Source organism: Levilactobacillus enshiensis, assembly GCF_007115095.1.
GTDB classification, from domain to species: domain Bacteria; phylum Bacillota; class Bacilli; order Lactobacillales; family Lactobacillaceae; genus Levilactobacillus; species Levilactobacillus enshiensis.
Genome location: NZ_SULH01000016.1, coordinates 25205 through 43540, shown reverse-complemented (window position 1 = coordinate 43540; position 18336 = coordinate 25205). Strand labels below are relative to the sequence as shown.

Sequence of the window (18336 nt, the reverse complement as noted above, 5' to 3'; positions counted from 1 at the left end):
GTCCCTCCTAGTCAGTTAACCGAATCAAATTTCCCGCAATCGCATCTACCGTGACGTCGGCCGTCAGGAAAATGACCTGTACCGTCTCACTGATCTCAGCTAAGAGCGCATAAGCTGCTTGTCGTCGATGATCATCAAAATTCACTAGGCCATCATCAATCACTAAGGGCATCCCGACGCGTTGGTTCATGACCACCGCAAAGGCTAATTTAACAGCCAAATCTAGCTGTTCCGCCGTCCCTCTGGATAATTGGCCAACTTCACGCCACTCACCCGTTGCCAATTGAACTCGTAATGTATTGGGGGTTAATTCAATTTCAGTATACCGGTTTTTAGTTAATTTGCCATAAAATTCACTAGCTTGCGCCACAATTTGCGGTAACCGGTCACCCGAAGCAGCCGCTAAGGTCGCCGCAATCCATTGACGAGTCAAGTTTTTAGTCAGCCAGCGCTGGGCTGTCTCCTGCATTTGTGCTTCGAGATTGGCTAATTTTTGTTGCAAACTGGCCTGTGTTCCACTGGCTGTCAGTTGGTCAAGCTGACCAGCTAACGTTGCCAAGCTCGTCGTGAGTGTGTCCAACTGGCCCTGTAAGCTCTGCTGTTGTTGCTGTGCTTGCTGAACAGCGTCCGTCAAGTCGGTCGACGTTGCATACTGTTGCAAGGCCGTTCGCATAGTTGGCCCCAGTTGCGTTGCTAACGCCTGTTGCTGTGCTGTTTGATTATCTTGCTCACGAACCCGCTGATAGTGGCGATAGAAATCATTGACCGTTGCCAAATTTCGCGTCCGCAGGAATGTTTTCTCGGCCTGTCGGGCCTGAGTTAAGGCCTGCTGAGTCCGCTGAATCGTTTCAGCCACCGTCGTCAGATCCGTTTGTTGTGAACTAAGGGCTTGCCGCGTCACCTGCAAGCCAGCTAGTTGTTGAAGCACCGTCTCTAACGGCTGATTTTGTAGCTCTGGCAAGGCTTTTACAACTGCCATTTGAAACTCACTAATGGTCTGGGTCTCAGCTGTCAGTTGCTCTGCCGTCTGCTGGAGTTGTTGTGTCAGGTGCTCCCATTCTCCAATCGCTGCCTGAGCTGCTGGCCACTGATCCACTGGAATCTGTCCCAAGCCATAGGAATCTCCCACGGCCTCCAATTGGTTGGTCAGAGCATCCTCCTGTTGACCCCCTTCACGGAGCTGGGCTTGAATATCACGAATACTATCGGTTAAGTCTTGCAGTTGCCGACTTGCCGGGGTCTCACCATCAACGATGAAAGCACCGTAATAGCCAACCGCCACCCCACACAACGCGCCAATCAATTTAAAAAGCGTTCCTGGAAGAAACATGGCCCCAACTAAAATGACCAAACCAGCCGCTAGCCAGCCAAGTTGCTTATCGGCCAGAGGATTGTGCCGTTGCCGCCGTGTCGGTTGTGCTTGCCGATAGGCTTCGTTGAGTCGGTTCAATTCCTGTTGAAGTTGCCGTCGTTTCTGGTTCGCCGCCGTCAACTTTTCCTGTAGTCGCTTAACTTGCTGGAGCGTCGCCAGTGAAAATGGTCGGGGCATCTGTCCGGTCGCGGCATATTGTTGCTCGATAGCCGTTGCCCGTTGCTGATAATCCTGCTGACTAGCTTGTAGCCGCGTGCAGGTCTCATTCGCCGCCTTCACCGTTGCAAGTTGATCGAATAACGGGTCGACTTGTGTCGTTGCCGCCAAATATTCCGTAAATAATGGCGTTAATTTCGTTTTCTGCTGTAACCGTTGCAGTTGCACCTGATTTTCGGTTAAGGTCGTTGCCATCGCTGTTGTTTTACTAGTGAGCCGCTCTAATTCGGTCGCGTCCGCTTGAGAAAAGCCGGTCATCGTAAGGGGTTGTTGTTGCGCTAACTGTTGCCACCGAACAAAGGTCGGCCAATTTGCTAGCTGCTGTTCGAGCTGTGCCGTGACCTGCCGTTGCTGCGTCAGTTGCTGCTGGAGCTCTCCCTGTTGCTGACGTTGCGTTTGTTGCTGCTGCAAGAGATCCCAGTAGGTACCATACGCTGCCTTGGCTTTAGCAAGCTTAGCCGTGAGTTCCTGATGTTCCTGTAATTGCTGATTTAAAATAGGATTGCGTCCTTGTGGTTTATATAGCTCATCCGCCTGCTTCCCCAGCGTCTGCGCCTGACGCAGCCAAAAGTCACTACCAATGGCGCCAACATGACGTAACCGATCGACCAGCTCCTGTTTGGATGCGGAAAACACGGTTCCTAGTCGCGGTTCATTCATGGCATAGACGCTGGTAAATAACGTCTCATCAACCGGTTCTAGCAAGTGCGGCAAGCTTTCTGGAGGCAGCGTCATTTCGGTCGTCAGGTCCCGCAACGTCACGGTTCCCCCACGTGGCCCATCCGTCCGCGTCACCAGGTAGCGTGTCTGCGCTTGCGTAAATGTAATCTCGCCCCCAAACCGGCTCCCATCTAGCGGTTCATATCGCAATTCCGGATGTTTCTTCGTCGGAAAGCCAAATAAGATGGCCGTGATAAACTGCGTCAAGGTGGATTTTCCAGCCTCGTTGGGGCCCACCAGAACATTTAAGCCCGCGGTGAGATCAAAGGTCCGATCATGAAATTTACCAAACCCATAAATCGTTAGTTGGTTAAGATACATCGTGGCCCGCCTCCCCCATTGCTCGTCGTAAATTCTGTTCCGCTAGTGTCTGTAATTGTGCTCGTGTTGCTGGTTGTGCGAACCATTCGGCCAGTGCCGGATTTTGTGCCAATTTACCAAAAAGTTGTTCCTCATTTGCCGCCGTAAAAACGCTCGTGGCTCCCTGCTCCCAGTACCGCTGATCAAGCTGGGGAGCAGCCAAAGCCGCGGCTGGCGTTGTCACATTTAGCCGGGTGATGAACCGCTGACTGGCCTTCATCTGCCGTTGATGCGTCTTCTGAAATAAACTGAGCCAATCACCCGAAACGGGGTCCACCAGGGCTGCTGGCAACGCCACCGTTAAGGCTGTCAGCGTTGGCTTCGATGCTGGCTGATCAGTTAACCACGCCGTCACCTGCTCTCCCAACGTGCTTAGGCTAGTCGCTGTCAACTGAACAGTGGGCGTTTCCCAATCGACCACACCGGTCTCAAAGAACTCCGGCACCAATTTTCCTTGTCGACTGGTCACCAAATAAGCGCCCTTGGTACCCGTCTCGTTGATCGACCGTCCCTGGGGATTCCCGGCATACAAAATTGGGGGCTGTTCATTTAACGACTGGCGGTGATGAATGTGACCTAAAGCCCAGTAATCGTACCGTTTAGCTAATAATTCAGCCAGCGTAAATGGTGCGTAGTGATCAGCATTGCCCGTGGCCACCGCACCATGCAACAGGCCAATGTGCCAATCCGTCTGTGCGTGGTCCGGAAAATCGCTGATTGGATCAGTCGTGACCCAACGTTCGGGATAGCTAAACCCACTAACCGCCACGGTCTCACCGGAGTTCAGTGTAATGGTGACGGTCCCTACCTTGGGCCCAAACGTGGTCACATTAGCCGGATAGGCGACCGTCTGGTGTTGATCGGCCGCATAGTCATGATTGCCAAAACTAATAAAAACGGGAATCTGGGCATCATCTAATCGTTGAAATTGTTGAAATAGAAATGCCTGGGCCGCCACACTCTGCTCGGAACGATCAAAGAGGTCGCCGGCCAACACCACAAAGTCAACGTGCTCCGCCAGCGCGCGGTCAAAGATTCGGGTCGCAGCAGCAAACGTCGACTGCCGTACCGTTGCTAACAACGCACTGGGGAGGGTGGTCAATCCCAGAAATGGGCTATCCAAATGTAAATCTGCTGCATGAATAAACTTCACGGTAAGAACTCCCCCTTTTTTATCTGAGTCGAAAAAAAACGCCGGCACCGACCTCCCGAATGAGTGGTTGCGCCGACGATCCTTTGCCTAGCCCTGGTAAATGTTTTGAATGGGCTCGGTAATCATCTTATTTAAGTTAGACAACAGGTCGTTAACGCCCCGTTCTGCTTCCATTAAAGCCTTGATGGTATCAATCTTAGCGACCTTGTCAGCAACTTCACGAGCATTTTTCATTTCGTCGTCAGTTAATTGTTGACCTGCCATCTGCTTTTGTTGTAAGTCCAACTGAATTTGTTGGAACTGCTTAAACAGTGTGTAGGTGTCATCGTCTGCCTTCATTGCCGCGAAAGCAGTCTTCAGGCTCTTAAATTGATCCGTGTCTTGTAGTGCTTGAGCAATTTGTTCGCTCAAGTCTTGCATCTTGTCAGCCATTGGTGTTCCTCCTAATTGGGCCTTACGCCCAGAATTACCACCTATCCATTGTACCATGCTTTTCGCCTGCACCCAACGAGAATTCCGATGAAAAATGCGCTAAAAATCAGCACTGCGAGTTGTCAAAAATGACAATCGCCAGCGGCCCCGGTCCCTAATTGGTCGATGTGGTGTTCCCGATTGCCGTGACTGTTCAATGGGCAGGTGCCTGCTTGGGGCCATCAGAATGATCTGTCATTAAAAATGGACGTGAACAATGATTGAAATTTTATCAATCACTAGTCACGTCCATAATAACAATATTCAAAACCTTAGTACTATCGGCATTCCCCAAAATCGCAAGAAGCCAAGTAATCACAGTGTAACTGACGCCTCATTATCGTCAGTCCTTAGTTCAGGACAGACTGGGCCTTTTTCAACCAAGATTTGACCGTGTTCGCAGCATTATTGAATTGCTTGCCAGCGTTGTTGATGCCCTTTTGAACTTGATCCCAGACATCACTGCCTGACGAGCTAGTCCCGTCATTTTCTGCCTTGGCGATGGTTGATGCATCCTTTGTATCAAATGCCGTTCCCTTGGTGTTGGGGAGGATGGCTTGCATTTCTGCTTGGTAAAGTGGGCCTTCACCGGTTCCACTCACATCCTCTAAATGATGGTCCGCACTGGTACTGTCAAAGCCTTCCCAGGTCGTCACAACAACATCCGGTGTGTATCCCACGATCCATTTATCACGGGTCGCATCGGCATCCCCATCGGCTTCGGTGCTCCCGGTCTTCCCAGCAATCGTGTAACCATACGGTTTGGCGCTCGCACCAGTTCCGTAATTAAAGACGCCCATCATCATGCTGGTCATTTCCTTCGCAACCTTGCTAGACATGACCTTAGTCTTCTTGGCCTGCGTGTCACTATTGTCCACGATAACGTTGCCAGAGGCATCAACGATCTTGCGGATGTAATGGGCCGAACTCATGGTTCCTTGATTGGCAAATGCCGTGTAGGCCTGTGCCAATTGTTGCGGGGAGACCCCCGTCTTCAAGCCACCCAGCGCTAACGCCAAGTTCTTATCCGACTTCGACACGGGCAAGCCGAATTTCTTCACGGACTCATACCCCTTATCGACGCCAATCTTGTTGAGTAACCAGACGGCAGGCGCATTTTTACTCTGAGCTAAAGCCGAATACATCGGCACCTTCCCGCTGTATTGGTTGCCATAGTTGTGTGGGGAATATTTATTCGTCCCGTACGACTGTTTCTTATCGGTCAACTCGGAATCATAGTAATAGCCATTTTCCAGCGCTGGTGTATAAACGGCCAACGGTTTAATGGTCGATCCCGGTTGACGCCGCATCTGTGTTGCCCGATTATAGCCACGGAAGACGTGTTTGCCGCGCCCACCGACAACCGCTTCAACGCCCCCTGTGTTCGGGTCGATTGCAATACTTGCCGCTTGTACCTTGGTACCATCACTGGCATTGGCCGGGAAGTAGGCATCATTTTTAAAGAGGGTCTGCATCTGCGTCTGGTTCGCTTGATCCAATGTTGTGTAGATTTTATAGCCTTTGTTCATGATCTCTGATTCTGTTAAGCCATACTTGCTAACGGCCTCATTAATGACGGCATCGAAGAAGTAAGGGTATTTATAACTGTTCTTGTAAGCATAATTATCGGTCGTCGTTAACGCGCTGGCCTGATATTGCTTGGCAGCATCGCTGGTGATAGCGCCCGTTTCCGCCATTAGACTCAACACCACGTTTCGCCGTGCTTTAGCCGCCTTGGGATGATCGATCGGATTGTAGGCGCTTGGTGACGTTAGCATCCCCGCCAATACAGCGGATTCAGAAACGGTCAACGCGGCTGCATTTTTGCCGAAATAACGTTCAGCCGCATCTTGAACGCCCCAAACCCCATTACCGAAGTACGCGTTATTTAGATACATCGAGAGAATATCTTTCTTGCTATAAACATTCTCCACTTCGATCGACAAGAAAAGTTCCTTAAACTTCCGCGTAAACGTCTGTTCCTGAGTTAAGTACGCATTCTTTACTAATTGTTGGGTCAACGTACTTCCCCCACCACTAATATAGCCTCTGCGTAACACCTTATTCTTGGCGTACAGGAAAAAAGCCCGCGCATACCCCTTCACAGAAAAACCGTACTCATGGTAAAAATTACGGTCTTCCGTGGAGACCACGGCATCCTGAACATTCGTCGAAATTTTGGACAACGCCACGTAAGTTCCCTTCTGGGAGTACAGCGTGCCGGCCTTTTGATTACTACGGTCATAAATCTGTGTTGGATTTTCCAACGCAGCTTTGAGGTCCCCAACGTTTGCCGTTTTTGCCATAAACGTCAGGTACGCACTCATCACAAAAATGAGGGTGAGAATGACCACAATCAGCCAGCGGGTCATTTGGAATCGCCGCCAGAACTGCTTGAACCGCATTTTAAAGCCTGACCAAAAAGTCTGATTAGGTTGTTGGTTATTCATTTTAAGTAGCCTCTTCTATCATAGTTACGTGTTGTGACTAAACCACAGCATGCCCTCAATTGTATTAAAACTATTTTAGCATAGTCACCCAGCGTCTCTCCACTTTCTCCCAAACTTTAAGAACCTTTAAGCAAGCTTAATTGACCGTTATCCCATCAAATCACCGATTAGTGCCATTTTTAAGTCAACTTCTAAAGGTTGAAAGATAAAATTCAAGTCTCATCTCAGTGTGGTTAAGCAGTCGCACCGTTCCCGCTCATATCTGCCGGCCGGTAAGGCGACTAGAACCACCAAGTTGCCTACCTTTAGTCAACTTAGCGAACACAAAAAAAACGCCAAGCGGCACTTTAGCCGACTGACGTTTTCTGAATTTAATGGATAATTTCCGGATTCATCTCGGCAGCAATCTCATCATGAAGTTTCTCGGCGACCTGTGCATTGGGGCTGATGATGAAGATGGTATCATGGCCAGCCAACGTCCCAGCAATCTCTGGTAAATTCAAATCATCAAAGATGGCCGCTAACAAATTGCCGTTACTCGGCAGCGTTTTCAAAATATTGACAAACTCTACCCGTGTCAGCCCCGTCACGACTTCGTTGATGGTTTCCTTCAGATGTTCTTCCTCGCTGCGGTTGCCAGCCTTAAAGATGGTGTAACGCAGGTGCCCATGGCCATCTTGCGCCTTAACGATCTGCATTTCCCGAATGTCTCTGGAAATGGTGGCCTGGGTCGCCTGGATACCAACCTCCTCAAGGTGTTCCATCAATTCTTCTTGCGTTCCAATGGGATATTGGTTAATTAATTGTTCAATGCGCGCTTGGCGAATACTTTTTTTCATTTGGCGACCCTCCCGCATAAATTTGCATTAAGTATAACAAAGGATGCGGAATTTAGCCACATGACTCTGCATATTTATAAAGTAAGTGTACCAAATATTCGTTTTCAACGCAAAGAACCTTGCTTAACCTAACGATTGGACCTTCAAAAACCAGCGTTGGCCCCTAGATAACACGATTACTCTCCTACTCGCGGTTACCAGCGGCACCGCAGTAGCTGTGATTTTGCCCAACAAAAAAAGGCCCCTTGAAGGCAGCCTTCTAACACTTGTTGGTTTACATTTCGTCTGGTGCTTGGACGCCCAAGAGACGTAAGCTTTCCTTTAAGACCGTGGAGACTGCCTTGACCAATGCCAAACGTGCTGGCAGGTCAGCATCTTCCGTCAAGATCTTAGAGTGCGCATAGTACTTGTTGAACGTCTTGGCTAAGCGAATCGCATACTTAGCAATGACGGAGGGTTCGAGTTCAGCACAGGCCATCTTCACCATAGCTGGGAAGTCGGCCAACGCCTTGATCGTATCCCAAGCCTCTGGATCGGCTACTTGGTTACCGGTAGCTGTGACATCAACGTTAGCTGCCTTGCGCAAAATGCTCTCTGCCCGGGCATGCGAGTATTGCACGTAAGGGCCCGTTTCACCTTCGAACTTCAGTTGATCCGCTAAGACGAAGTCAATGTTGTTGGTCCGTTCGTTCTTCAAGTCACCGAAGACAATCGCGCCAACACCGACCTGCTTGGCAACCTCTTGCTTGTTAGCCAAATCAGGATTCTTTTCATTGATTTCTTCGCCGGCTAGCTTGATGGATTCTTCCAGAACCTTTGCCAACAGAATGATCCGACCTGAACGGGTAGACAATTTCTTACCGTCCACAGTGATCAGACCAAACGGAACGTGTTGTAAGTTATCGGCAGACGGCACACCCATTTCCTTCAAGACCGCCTTCAATTGCTTAAAGTAATAAGTCTGTTCGGAACCAACCACGTATAAGTTCTTAGCTGGCTTGTAAGTCCGGTCACGGTACAGGGCGGTTGCAATGTCTCGCGTAATGTATAGCGAAGCCCCATCACTCTTCAAAATCAAGGCTGGGTTCAGGTCATACTTACTCAAGTCAACCACCTGAGCACCTTGAGATTCAACCAGTAAGTTCTTATCCTTCAAGATTTGAACCACTTCGGCCAACTTGTCATTGTAGAAGGCTTCACCATTGTAGGTGTCAAACTTCACGCCAAGTTCTTCGTAAACATCGTTAAATTCTTGCAAGGAAGCTTTACGGAACCATTCCCATAAGTGGTGCGCTTCCGGATCGCCGTCTTCAAGCTTCTTGAACCATTCACGCGCAACGTCATCAAGTTCTGGCTTGTCAACATCTTCCTTATGGAAACGCACGTAGTATTCCACCAGCTTGTTGATGGGATCCTTCTTAACGTCTTCTTCGTTTCCCCACAGTTTGTAAGCTGTGATGAGCTTACCAAATTGCGTTCCCCAGTCACCCAAGTGATTGTCTTTGATGGGATGGTAACCGTTCTTAGTCAAGATTTCGGCAATAGAATTACCAATCACTGTTGACCGTAAATGTCCCATTGACATGGGCTTGGCAATGTTAGGTGAAGACATATCGATGGGCACGTTGCCACCGTTACCATCTTCATTTTGACCATAGCTGGCACCAGCCGTCAGAACCGTGTTCAACGTTGCTTCACTGTACGCACCCTTGTCAAAGAAGAAGTTCAGGTAAGGCCCAACCACTTCAACCTTTTCAAAGGCCGTCGTGTCGAGTTTATCGGCCAGGTCCTGCGCAACCTGTTGTGGTGCCTTGTGCAATAACTTCGCTAACGTAAACGTAGGGAACGCCATGTCCCCCTTGTCTGACGTCTTTGGGCGTTCCAATTTAGCGGCGATTTCGTCCGCAGTCAATTGTCCATCTAACGCAGTAGCCAGAACTGCTGTAACCGTTTGTTTGTAATCCATCCTGATATTCCTCCTACTTTCTTGAGTGACGTTGATAGTCTCAGTCTACACCATTTGGTTCACGGGATAAAAAAACGTCCCCTACAAAAATATTTGTAAGAGACGAGACGACCCGCGGTACCACTCTGATTGACTTTTAAGTCCACTTTAAAATTCAGTTTGATGTCGTTCATTGCCCCGTTCCATGCGGTCTTCCTATCCGGCTCACAGCCTCCCGGATTCGCTGAGAAGAAGATTTCCCACGTACTTATGCAATGACGATGAAATGCTTTCGAATAAATAAGAAAGACGACCTAGAAGGCCGCCCAACATTCGAAAGCGGGTGACGGGAATCGGACCCGCGACGCAAGCTTGGGAAGCTTGAATTTTACCACTAAACTACACCCGCACAACACAGAAAAGTATAGCATACCATCTGTGAGTTGTCATCATTTTTTGCAAATAAATTCAAAAAAAGTTACAAAAGTTAGTTTTTATCCGCTACGTGTCCCGTAATCTTAGCAGCTGACTTCCGCACAACAGCACGGTTATTCATGTCACCCACCGCCGTTTTATCGGCCGGATCGTAGTCTCTAATTTCAACTAAAACTGAATTATCATACACTTTGGTCACTTCTCCGGTAAAACCGTGTTCCAATGGACCAAATTTCTTTGCCGCAACGTAATCGCCAATCTTAATCTCAGTAGTCTCAGCCATGTTCGTCGCTCCTTTCGTATGCAAAGTAACATTATAACCAACTTAACCACCGTACGCAAGCAAAGTCCTTCTTGAAGTCGCAATCGAATTGTAAGGAGTTTGAAATAATGATTGAATTCCGAACTTTGGCTGTCAATTAGTCCGCAAATAGCGATAAATCCGACCATTATCAGCCAATCAGGCGCTATTTTCAACTACTATTAGGATTTTCCGAACGAACACCTTAAATTTTGTTTTCTTAATCAATACGCAACTTCTGGAAAATACGTTATAATTTAGGCGTTGCGTTATATCGTTATTTATAAGAGATTGTTACAGGAGGAGAAGATAATTATGAAGAAATGGCATCGCTGGGCGGTTCGGGGAATCGCGCTATTAGCGGGTAGTGTTGGTCTTTTTTGGTCAACCAACGCCAGTGCAAACTCGATCAATGACTACATTGCGAGTCAAAATTACGCAACACCCCAGATTACCACCAACATCTGGTCTGGTTTTCCTAAAAACAGCTACCGTTATGGTAAACCAGAGGGCGTCGTGGTCCACGAAACGGCTAACCCGAACTCAACTATCTATAATGAAATTGCTTATATGAAGAATAACTATCAAAATGCCTTCGTACACACCTTTGTTGACGCTAACAGCATCATCAACATTGCCAACACCAAGTATCTCTGTTGGGGAGCTGGCCCAATCGCCAACGCCCGTTACGTTCAATTTGAACAGGTCGAAGTCCACTCCAAGGCTGCCTTTGCTTCCGAGCTAAACAACGCGGCCTACTACACGGCCTACATTTTGAAACAGTATGGTCTGACACCTAAACGTTACACGACCGTGCTTTCTCACCACGACGTCACGAATCTCTTAGGTGGGACCACACATACCGATCCAGATGGCTATTGGACAACGAATGCGCGGACCTACTTCGGGACGACTTACAACATGGATGATTTCGTCACATTGGTTAAGACGCAATACGCTGCTTTAGGTGGCACCACGACCGACACATCGGACAGTTCTACCAGTTCATCATCGAGTTCTAATTCAACTAACACGACGACGAACACTAACTCAAACAGCACATCCGATAGCTCCGCAAATCACACGACGACCGGAAAACAAAAGACGGTCAAGTACTACCATGGTGGCAACAACGAAACGGCTACTCTGGCGAACAACTACACGAACTGGACCGTTTACAACCACGTCAAGGGAACCAGTGGTGCCTACAAGATCGGTTGGGGCCGTTTAAGTGCTGATCACCGTGGTGCTAAAGTTTACGTTGACAGTCGTGGCGTTAAGAAGGGCGGCTGGAGTGGTACTTGGTACCGGATTCGTTTCGGTAAGAATTCCGGCTACAAGTACTGGGTCTACAGTAAGACCTTGAACTTCCCTAACGTCACTTACAGCGACGCTAACAAGTCCTTCACGCTCAACACCAGTAGTAACTTCTCCTTGTACAACCACGTCTTGAATTCAAACTACCTATCCAAGACTACGGCACACACCAAAGACTTTGCTGCTGGAACAAAGATCAAGGTCAACAAGCAAGGCTACAAAGCGAGTGACCAATCAACTTGGTTCCGTTTCACGTTAAATAACACCTCCTACTGGGTCAAGAGCACGAGTTTGACCGAAGTGGGTTAAACATTAGACCCTTCTAAAAACGAGTTTGGATGATACGTCCAGACTCGTTTTTTTCTCTCTAAAGGAGCTTATCGATATGGGAAAAATTCAGTTTTACGGAGCAATATCCTTAGACGGTTACCTGGCCACTACCGACGACAACACCGACTGGTTGACCACGCTACCCAACATTCCAGCCACTACCGGTCAAGCCGTGCTATCGCAAATGACCAACGCCATTATGGGACGCGTCACCTATGATTATGTGGCCAAATTGGCGCCCGACATGCCATTCAACCCCGCAAATCCAGCCATGCACAGCTATGTTTTGACCCGTCAGGCCCGTTTGAATACCCCCACCGTCACTTTCACGGCTGAGGACGTCGTAGCTTTAGCTCGGCGCCTACAGCTGTCCACCGGCAATCTCTGGGTGGTTGGTGGTCAACACGTGCTCACCCCACTACTAGCCGCCAATCTCATTGATGATCTCTACCTGCAGATTGCACCGATCATGTTGGGGAGTGGTAAACGGTTATTTGGTGAGCTAGCCTCGCCTCGCCAATTTGACTTAACGGCGGCCCACACGATCGGTCCCCTCGCCGAACTGATCTACCACAGGGTCAGGTGAGTTAGGATCATCACAATTCCGCTCTTCGACTGCCTAGTTGCTGGAGCCGTCTCTTAGTTGGTCCAGCAACACAATCCCGTCAAGTCTGTTCGCAGTTGCTAGCTTGAAATTGCGACATTCTGTTTACACGGGCACCGTTCTCAAATTAATACCCTGTTATCGCCGAATTATGGTAGGCTAAGGGTATTACGTTAGAAAAGGAGCGGTTAGTATGTGGTTAGCCCTGCATTTCTGGACCTGGATTGTATTGACCGTTTTGGTCGTTGGCGGACTGACTCGGCATTCTGAAAAGCGTGCCACACAGTTCTTGATTCTTGCCCGCATCGCTTATTTGGTCATGATTATTAGTGGCGTTGTGCTCAGCATTCGCACCTTTCAACACGCCCCGTTACTGATCAGCCTAAAGTTCTTGCTAGGTATCGGCACGATTGCCTTAATTGAAATTGGCTTTGGCCGTAAAATGGAACGATCCCCTTCCCACATCATCTACTGGATTTTAGGCATCGTTGCCCTGATTACCGTGGGGTTAGGATTGACGTTAGCCTTCAGATAAAAGTGAGCCATCAGTCGATTAATCACTAGCAGCTGTGTTACCCATGCCAACGTTACTGGCCGAAAATTTCGACTCTTGAGGGCAGTAACGTTGCTGGAAACGCCGCTATCAAAATTGATTGCTAAGCGCCAAAAAAGCAGGCAGGAAATTCTCACAATTGAGAATTTCCTGCCTGCTTTTCTATAGAAACTGAGTTATTCCTAGCTCCCGCTTGAACAAGAACTTATTCTTGCCGCATCTTGGTCGCCAGTTCAATCGTCCTGTCGACTAAAATAGATTGACCGTCTGCCAATGGCAACTCGGTTTCTGGCTCGCGCTCTTGCGCTAACGATAATTCCGTGCACCCCAAGATGACGACCTCTGCGCCCTGCTCCGTCATCATTTGGCGCAAAATGCGATGATACAGTTCAGCATCGACCTCATTTCGCTCCTTGATGTGCGTATAGATCAGTTCCATGGTTTCGTCTTCAATGGCATCAGTTGGTAGCACTGGCGTGAGACCAGCCGCCCGCAATTCCTTTTCATAAATACGGTCCTCAATGGTCCCCCGCGTCCCGGTAATGCCGATTCGCTTGGCATGCGGATACTTACGAGTAATCTCTTTGACCGTCTCACGTGGCATATGAAGTAGTGGCACATCGGTTGCTGCCTGCAAGTCGTCATAAAAATAGTGTGCCGTATTGCAAGGTAACGTGAAAAATTCTGGACCCAGTTTAGTCTGCTGTTGGATGTCCTCTAGCAGGTCGGGTAATGGATTAGGCTGGCTGTGATCGACAATGTAAGTCGTCCGGTCCGGTACCGTCGCGTGGTTGACCAAAATATAATTCAAGTAATCTTGATCGGCATGGGCTGGCGTCCGTAAGTTAAGTTGGTGCAAGTAACTTTCGGTGGCCATCGTTCCCATACCGCCAATGATCGTAAAGAATTTTTGCATGGCAATTACCCCTTGTTTTCTGCGAAGTACTTCTTAAAGTTAACCGTATAGTTATGTTGCATCCATTGGAGCAACGCCCAGCGCTTCAGATTCATATCCTGATCGTAATGGTAGGTCGTCCCAAATTTACCAGCAGCAATGAGCTTCAAGGCCCGTTCTTTATCCGCATTTTCACGCGTATACTGCTTGAAGACCTTGACTGGCACACCTACCCATAATGCATGCTTACTTTCGTCCTGATTACCATAAACGGTTGGCGCATCGGTCAGCGTGCCCTTCACGTAGTCCTTCACGACCCAATCGGCCAAATTGTAGCCGTTCAACGTCACGAAGAAACTGCTCCGACCTTGACGCAAGTTGATTTCAAATAGCTTAAACGTCTTGTCCCGAACGTCATACTTCATATCGAAGTTGGCATAGCCGGTGAACTCGATGGCTTCCAGGAACTTTTGGATGTTGTGATAAATCGTTTCGTTATATTCCGGAATTATAGCCACATAATTGCCAATCGCAGATGGAGCTGGGTCTTCCAATAAAGGATGGCCTAAACACATCATCTTAACGTGGTGATTTTGGTCAACGTAGGCATTTACGACCCGCATGTTACTGTCATCGCCAGGCACAAAGTCCTGCAAAATAAGGTCAGAGGTGTACCCGTTGGCGTAGATCTTACCCACGATATCCCGGAATTCTGCCTCGGACTGAATCCGGAAAGCCTTCTTCCGGCCCTCAAAATGCACATCGAGCCATTCCACACTGTTGGCTGGCTTCAACGCAACTGGATAGTCAAACGGCTGTTCAACGGGCTGCTCGCCAGTTGCATCGGCCTTCGTGATAATCCGCGTTGCGGGATAAGGTAGACCATATTGGTCACAAACCTTATAGAAGTTTTCCTTGTTATTTAAATGCCGCAGCTTGTCGTAATCCACATATGGGCAAATGAAGACATCTTCCAACTCATCCTTGTGTTTACTGATCAGTTGCGCGTAACCATCCCCACATCCAATCAGGATGACGGGTTCCGGGTGATCCGCATACCGAGCCTTCAATTTACGCATGGTCTCAATCCAAACCGGATCTTCATCGAATCCCGGAATCAGTTCCAAATTCACAATCTTCGTGTAACGGGTCGGTGCTAATTGAATGCTAGCAAAGGCCTGAACGGGTTCATGGTACAAGTCATAAAATGACCGTGCCATCCCATAAACGTTAAAGTCACTCCCAAGCAAAATGGGCGTGAATTTTACTCCATTGGTTTCCATAACAACTTAAAGCCCCTTCACAACGTTCTTAAATTCTTTAATGCTAAGTAAACACAATCAAGGTTGTTAGCGGACGAGTCCAATAGCAACCTTGATCGTTATCGGCCAGCCATAGAGCTATGCCGTCTTTAATTAAATTTGAGTCCGGTGAACCAGATCAACCGTCTTAGCCGTTGTGTCTTCTGGGAAGTAAACTTCGTACCACAAGATAAACGTGTAGATGGTGAAAATCTTTTGCATGCTGGATTTCCCGTTGATGTGTTCGTGTAGAATATCCATCAGCGCGTCCGTATTAAAGAACTTATGCGCCACGTCGGAGTTAAAGGCTTCGATGATCCGTGACTTGTAAGGTTCCGTCTTAATCCAAGTAGCGATTGGGGATGGGAAGCCCATCTTTTCCTTCTTCGCCACGCGTTCTGGTAATTCAGCCTCGGCAGCGGCCCGCAGAGACACCTTGGTCTCATCGGTATGAATCCGCGTCTTAACAGGCATCGTTGCAGCGAACTTCGCCACTTCTTTGTCAACCAGTGGCGTCCGTACTTCCAATGAGTTCGCCATACTCATCCGATCGGCCTTATGCAAGATGTCATAAGGTAACCAGGTGTTGATGTCGAAATACTGCATCTGCGTCATTTCGTCTAAGCCCTTAACATCGTCAAACAAGTGCTTGGTGTAAGCCCCAGCGTCTTGATTGAGCTTAGGATTCTTCAAGATCTTGTTCCGGTCATGATAGTCAAACACGTAGTTGACCCGGTAGTAACGTTCGCTCAGTGGCTGTGCGCCCCGAACCAAGAACCGCCGTCCATGGAACCGTGGGAACTTTTCAGCGATGCCACCCAGTAGCTTACGGATACCGCTTGGCACCCACTTCTGGTAACGTTCGAACGGAATGGCTTCAAGATACGTGTTGTAGCCACCAAAGAATTCATCGGCACCTTCACCAGACAATGCAACCTTAACGGCTTCGCGAGTCCCTTTTGACAGGTAGTACAATTGCATCGCAGATGGGTTAGACAATGGCTCGTCCATGTAGTACATAATAGTGGGCAGAATATCGAAGTAATCGTCACCCGTCATGTAGAGTGGTGTATTCTTCTGCTTGATTTCCTTGGCAAATTCCGTTGACCAGCTCAATTCACTGTACTTAGAGTTCTTGAACCCTAAGGAGAAGGATTGGATTGGTTGGAGCTTAGAAGCTTCGTTCAACACGTAGGAAGAGTCGATCCCACTGGACAAGAAGCTTCCGACTTCAACGTCGGCAATCATATGTGTCTTCACGGATTCGTCAACGATGCCGCGAATTTTCTTGGCATCTTCTTCGACCGTTTGGCTATTATCGATATGGTCGTAGTTGAACTTGAAGTACCGGTGCGTTTCAGTTTCCCCGTTAGCGTGGTGAATGAAATATTGCCCAGGCAACACCTTGTAGACGTTCTTGAACATAGTTTCGCGGGAAGGGATGAACTCAAAACTCAAGTGAATCGGTAAAAGTTCTTCATTAAATTTCTTTTTGAAGTTTGGATGTTCCAAGAACGCTTTGATTTCGGAAGCCCACAGGAAGGTCTGCCCGTCATCGTAGTAGTATAACGGCTTGATTCCAAAGTGATCCCGCGCGCCAAAGACTTCATTCTTCGTCTTGTCATAAATAACAAAGGCGTACATTCCCCGCAGCCGGTCCAACAGCTTCGGCCCCCAGGCATCGTAACCATGAATCAAAACTTCAGAATCCACATCCGTTTTGAACTCATAGCCTAACTTACGTAACTCAGCCCGAATTTCTTGGTAGTTATAAATTTCACCGTTAAAGGTCAAAACTTTTGTTTGATCACGGTTATACATTGGCTGCTTGCCGTGTGCTAAATCAATGATCGATAGGCGCCGGAACCCCATTACCGCCTGTTCATCGCGGAAGTAGGCCTCGTCATCTGGCCCCCGGTGTTTGATCCGATCCGCCATATCATTAATCGTATTGGTTGGAACATCTTTTTGATTCACATAGCCAACGAATCCACACATGTGCGTATCCCCTTTTTCTTGTTTAGTCTTTAGTCTGATTTGGTCGTTCATTAAGATTTAAATGAAACACAACACCCATTATTCTAGCAAATTTAATTCGGGAATACCATATTATTAAGGATTCTTAACGAGATAGCTATCAATGCCCTCATTCCGGAGCTAGTTCGGCAAGTTGGGCAACGTTGATCACCCTGACTTGTCTGCGACCGACCGTTTCCAAAACGCCCTTATCGCTCAGCTGCTTCAGCTTTCGACTCAGCGACTCCGGCGTCATTCCCAGATAAGCTGCTAAGTCTTGCTTACTCATCGGCAGATCGAATGTTCCGGTGCGGTGACCGCTTAATTCCTGAAGGTATCCGGCCAATCGCGGTAGCGCATCCGGAATCGCCAATAAAGTCGCTTGTTTTTCCGCCGTCTTCAAGCGGACCGCTAGTGCTCCCAACAGGGACAACGCTAGTGGTGGCAAGGACTTAATCAATGCCGTCAAGGATGCCCGTGAGATTGTGCAAAGTTCAGTTGTGGTCGTTGCTTCAGCGTAAGAACTGTGAATTTCATCAGTAAACAACGCAATTTCTCCCACAAAGTCGCCAGGATTCAGGACCCGTAACACCTGTTCATGACCATCATCGGCTAAATGATAAAGCCGAACCTGTCCTTGATTGACAATATACAGCGTCTGAGAGACTTCGCCGGCACTGAAGACGGTTCCCCCCTTGTCCGCGTGAATCGGTCGGGTCACCTTCGCAACCGAGGTGATCTGATCATCGGCCAATTGCTGAAAGATCGGCACGCCGGTCACACATTCTCGTTCACGTTCTATTGAGTGTTCATGCTGGTGTCCATGTTCCATGACGGCATCTCCTTTTAAAAGTCACGCAATTATCCTTAACGTCGTAACTGATATCAAAAAAATCAGCTACCTTACCAATTTGGACCTGAAACGTCTCCACAGCAGGTCAACTCCCTGGCAACCATAGGCCATGCAATTAGGCTAACTAAAGATAGTGGTTGAGTCGCCTTACCGGCCGGCAGATATGAGCTGGAACGGTGCGAACACAACTTGAAGCCTCGCAAAC

Annotated in this window: 14 protein-coding genes and 1 tRNA gene; 3 read left to right on the top strand and 12 right to left on the bottom strand. The window is 48.4% G+C overall.

Annotated features, from left to right (window positions below; genetic code table 11):
- Positions 1-7: 7 nt before the first annotated feature.
- The 8 genes from FAY32_RS13405 to FAY32_RS13370 all read right to left on the bottom strand — a co-directional run bounded on the left by FAY32_RS13405 (position 8) and on the right by FAY32_RS13370 (position 10244).
- Positions 8-2629 carry an ATP-binding protein gene (locus FAY32_RS13405; RefSeq protein ID WP_143463963.1) on the bottom strand — a complete coding sequence of 874 codons (2622 nt, stop codon included), beginning with the start codon at positions 2627-2629 and terminating at the stop codon, positions 8-10.
- A complete protein-coding gene (locus tag FAY32_RS13400) occupies positions 2619-3821 on the bottom strand; it encodes a metallophosphoesterase family protein (protein ID WP_143463961.1) in 1203 nt (400 codons plus the stop codon). Before FAY32_RS13400 ends, FAY32_RS13405 begins: the two co-directional genes overlap by 11 nt.
- Before the next feature lie 87 nt (positions 3822-3908).
- Positions 3909-4253 carry a YlbF family regulator gene (locus FAY32_RS13395; RefSeq protein ID WP_143463960.1) on the bottom strand — a complete coding sequence of 115 codons (345 nt, stop codon included), beginning with the start codon at positions 4251-4253 and terminating at the stop codon, positions 3909-3911.
- A gap of 389 nt (positions 4254-4642) precedes the next feature.
- The gene (locus FAY32_RS13390) at positions 4643-6742 is read right to left on the bottom strand and encodes a PBP1A family penicillin-binding protein (RefSeq protein WP_143463958.1); all 2100 of its coding nucleotides are present in this window, start codon (positions 6740-6742) and stop codon (positions 4643-4645) included.
- Between the two features lie 371 nt (positions 6743-7113).
- Positions 7114-7581: an arginine repressor gene (locus tag FAY32_RS13385; protein ID WP_048735771.1), complete on the bottom strand. Its 468-nt coding sequence runs from the start codon at positions 7579-7581 to the stop codon at positions 7114-7116.
- A 274-nt stretch (positions 7582-7855) separates the two neighbouring features.
- The gene (gene argS, locus FAY32_RS13380) at positions 7856-9547 is read right to left on the bottom strand and encodes an arginine--tRNA ligase (RefSeq protein ID WP_143463957.1); all 1692 of its coding nucleotides are present in this window, start codon (positions 9545-9547) and stop codon (positions 7856-7858) included.
- Between the two features lie 317 nt (positions 9548-9864).
- Positions 9865-9935, bottom strand: a tRNA-Gly gene (locus FAY32_RS13375).
- A gap of 78 nt (positions 9936-10013) precedes the next feature.
- Positions 10014-10244 (bottom strand): DUF2187 domain-containing protein, encoded by a 231-nt coding sequence (locus FAY32_RS13370; protein WP_048735769.1) that lies wholly within the window; start codon positions 10242-10244, stop codon positions 10014-10016.
- Between the two features lie 333 nt (positions 10245-10577).
- Here FAY32_RS13370 and FAY32_RS13365 point away from each other — a divergent pair, with 333 nt between their 5' ends.
- The 3 genes from FAY32_RS13365 to FAY32_RS13355 all read left to right on the top strand — a co-directional run bounded on the left by FAY32_RS13365 (position 10578) and on the right by FAY32_RS13355 (position 13048).
- Entirely contained in the window at positions 10578-11888 is a 1311-nt protein-coding gene (locus FAY32_RS13365) for a peptidoglycan recognition protein family protein (protein ID WP_143463955.1), read from the top strand.
- A 76-nt stretch (positions 11889-11964) separates the two neighbouring features.
- On the top strand, positions 11965-12495 hold the full coding sequence (locus FAY32_RS13360; protein ID WP_143463953.1) for a dihydrofolate reductase family protein: 531 nt from the start codon (positions 11965-11967) through the stop codon (positions 12493-12495).
- Positions 12496-12706: 211 nt separating this feature from the next.
- The gene (locus FAY32_RS13355) at positions 12707-13048 is read left to right on the top strand and encodes a YisL family protein (protein ID WP_143463951.1); all 342 of its coding nucleotides are present in this window, start codon (positions 12707-12709) and stop codon (positions 13046-13048) included.
- Between the two features lie 223 nt (positions 13049-13271).
- Here the strand turns inward: FAY32_RS13355 and FAY32_RS13350 are convergent, their stop codons facing one another.
- The 4 genes from FAY32_RS13350 to FAY32_RS13335 form a co-directional block, all read right to left on the bottom strand.
- A complete protein-coding gene (locus FAY32_RS13350) occupies positions 13272-13982 on the bottom strand; it encodes an aspartate/glutamate racemase family protein (protein WP_143463950.1) in 711 nt (236 codons plus the stop codon).
- Positions 13983-13987: 5 nt separating this feature from the next.
- Positions 13988-15244: a carboxylate--amine ligase gene (locus tag FAY32_RS13345; RefSeq protein WP_143463948.1), complete on the bottom strand. Its 1257-nt coding sequence runs from the start codon at positions 15242-15244 to the stop codon at positions 13988-13990.
- A 132-nt stretch (positions 15245-15376) separates the two neighbouring features.
- Positions 15377-17260 (bottom strand): asparagine synthase (glutamine-hydrolyzing), encoded by a 1884-nt coding sequence (gene asnB, locus FAY32_RS13340; RefSeq protein ID WP_143463946.1) that lies wholly within the window; start codon positions 17258-17260, stop codon positions 15377-15379.
- Between the two features lie 148 nt (positions 17261-17408).
- Positions 17409-18110, bottom strand: a complete 702-nt coding sequence (locus tag FAY32_RS13335; protein WP_143463944.1) for a Crp/Fnr family transcriptional regulator — start codon at positions 18108-18110, stop codon at positions 17409-17411.
- Positions 18111-18336: the final 226 nt, after the last annotated feature.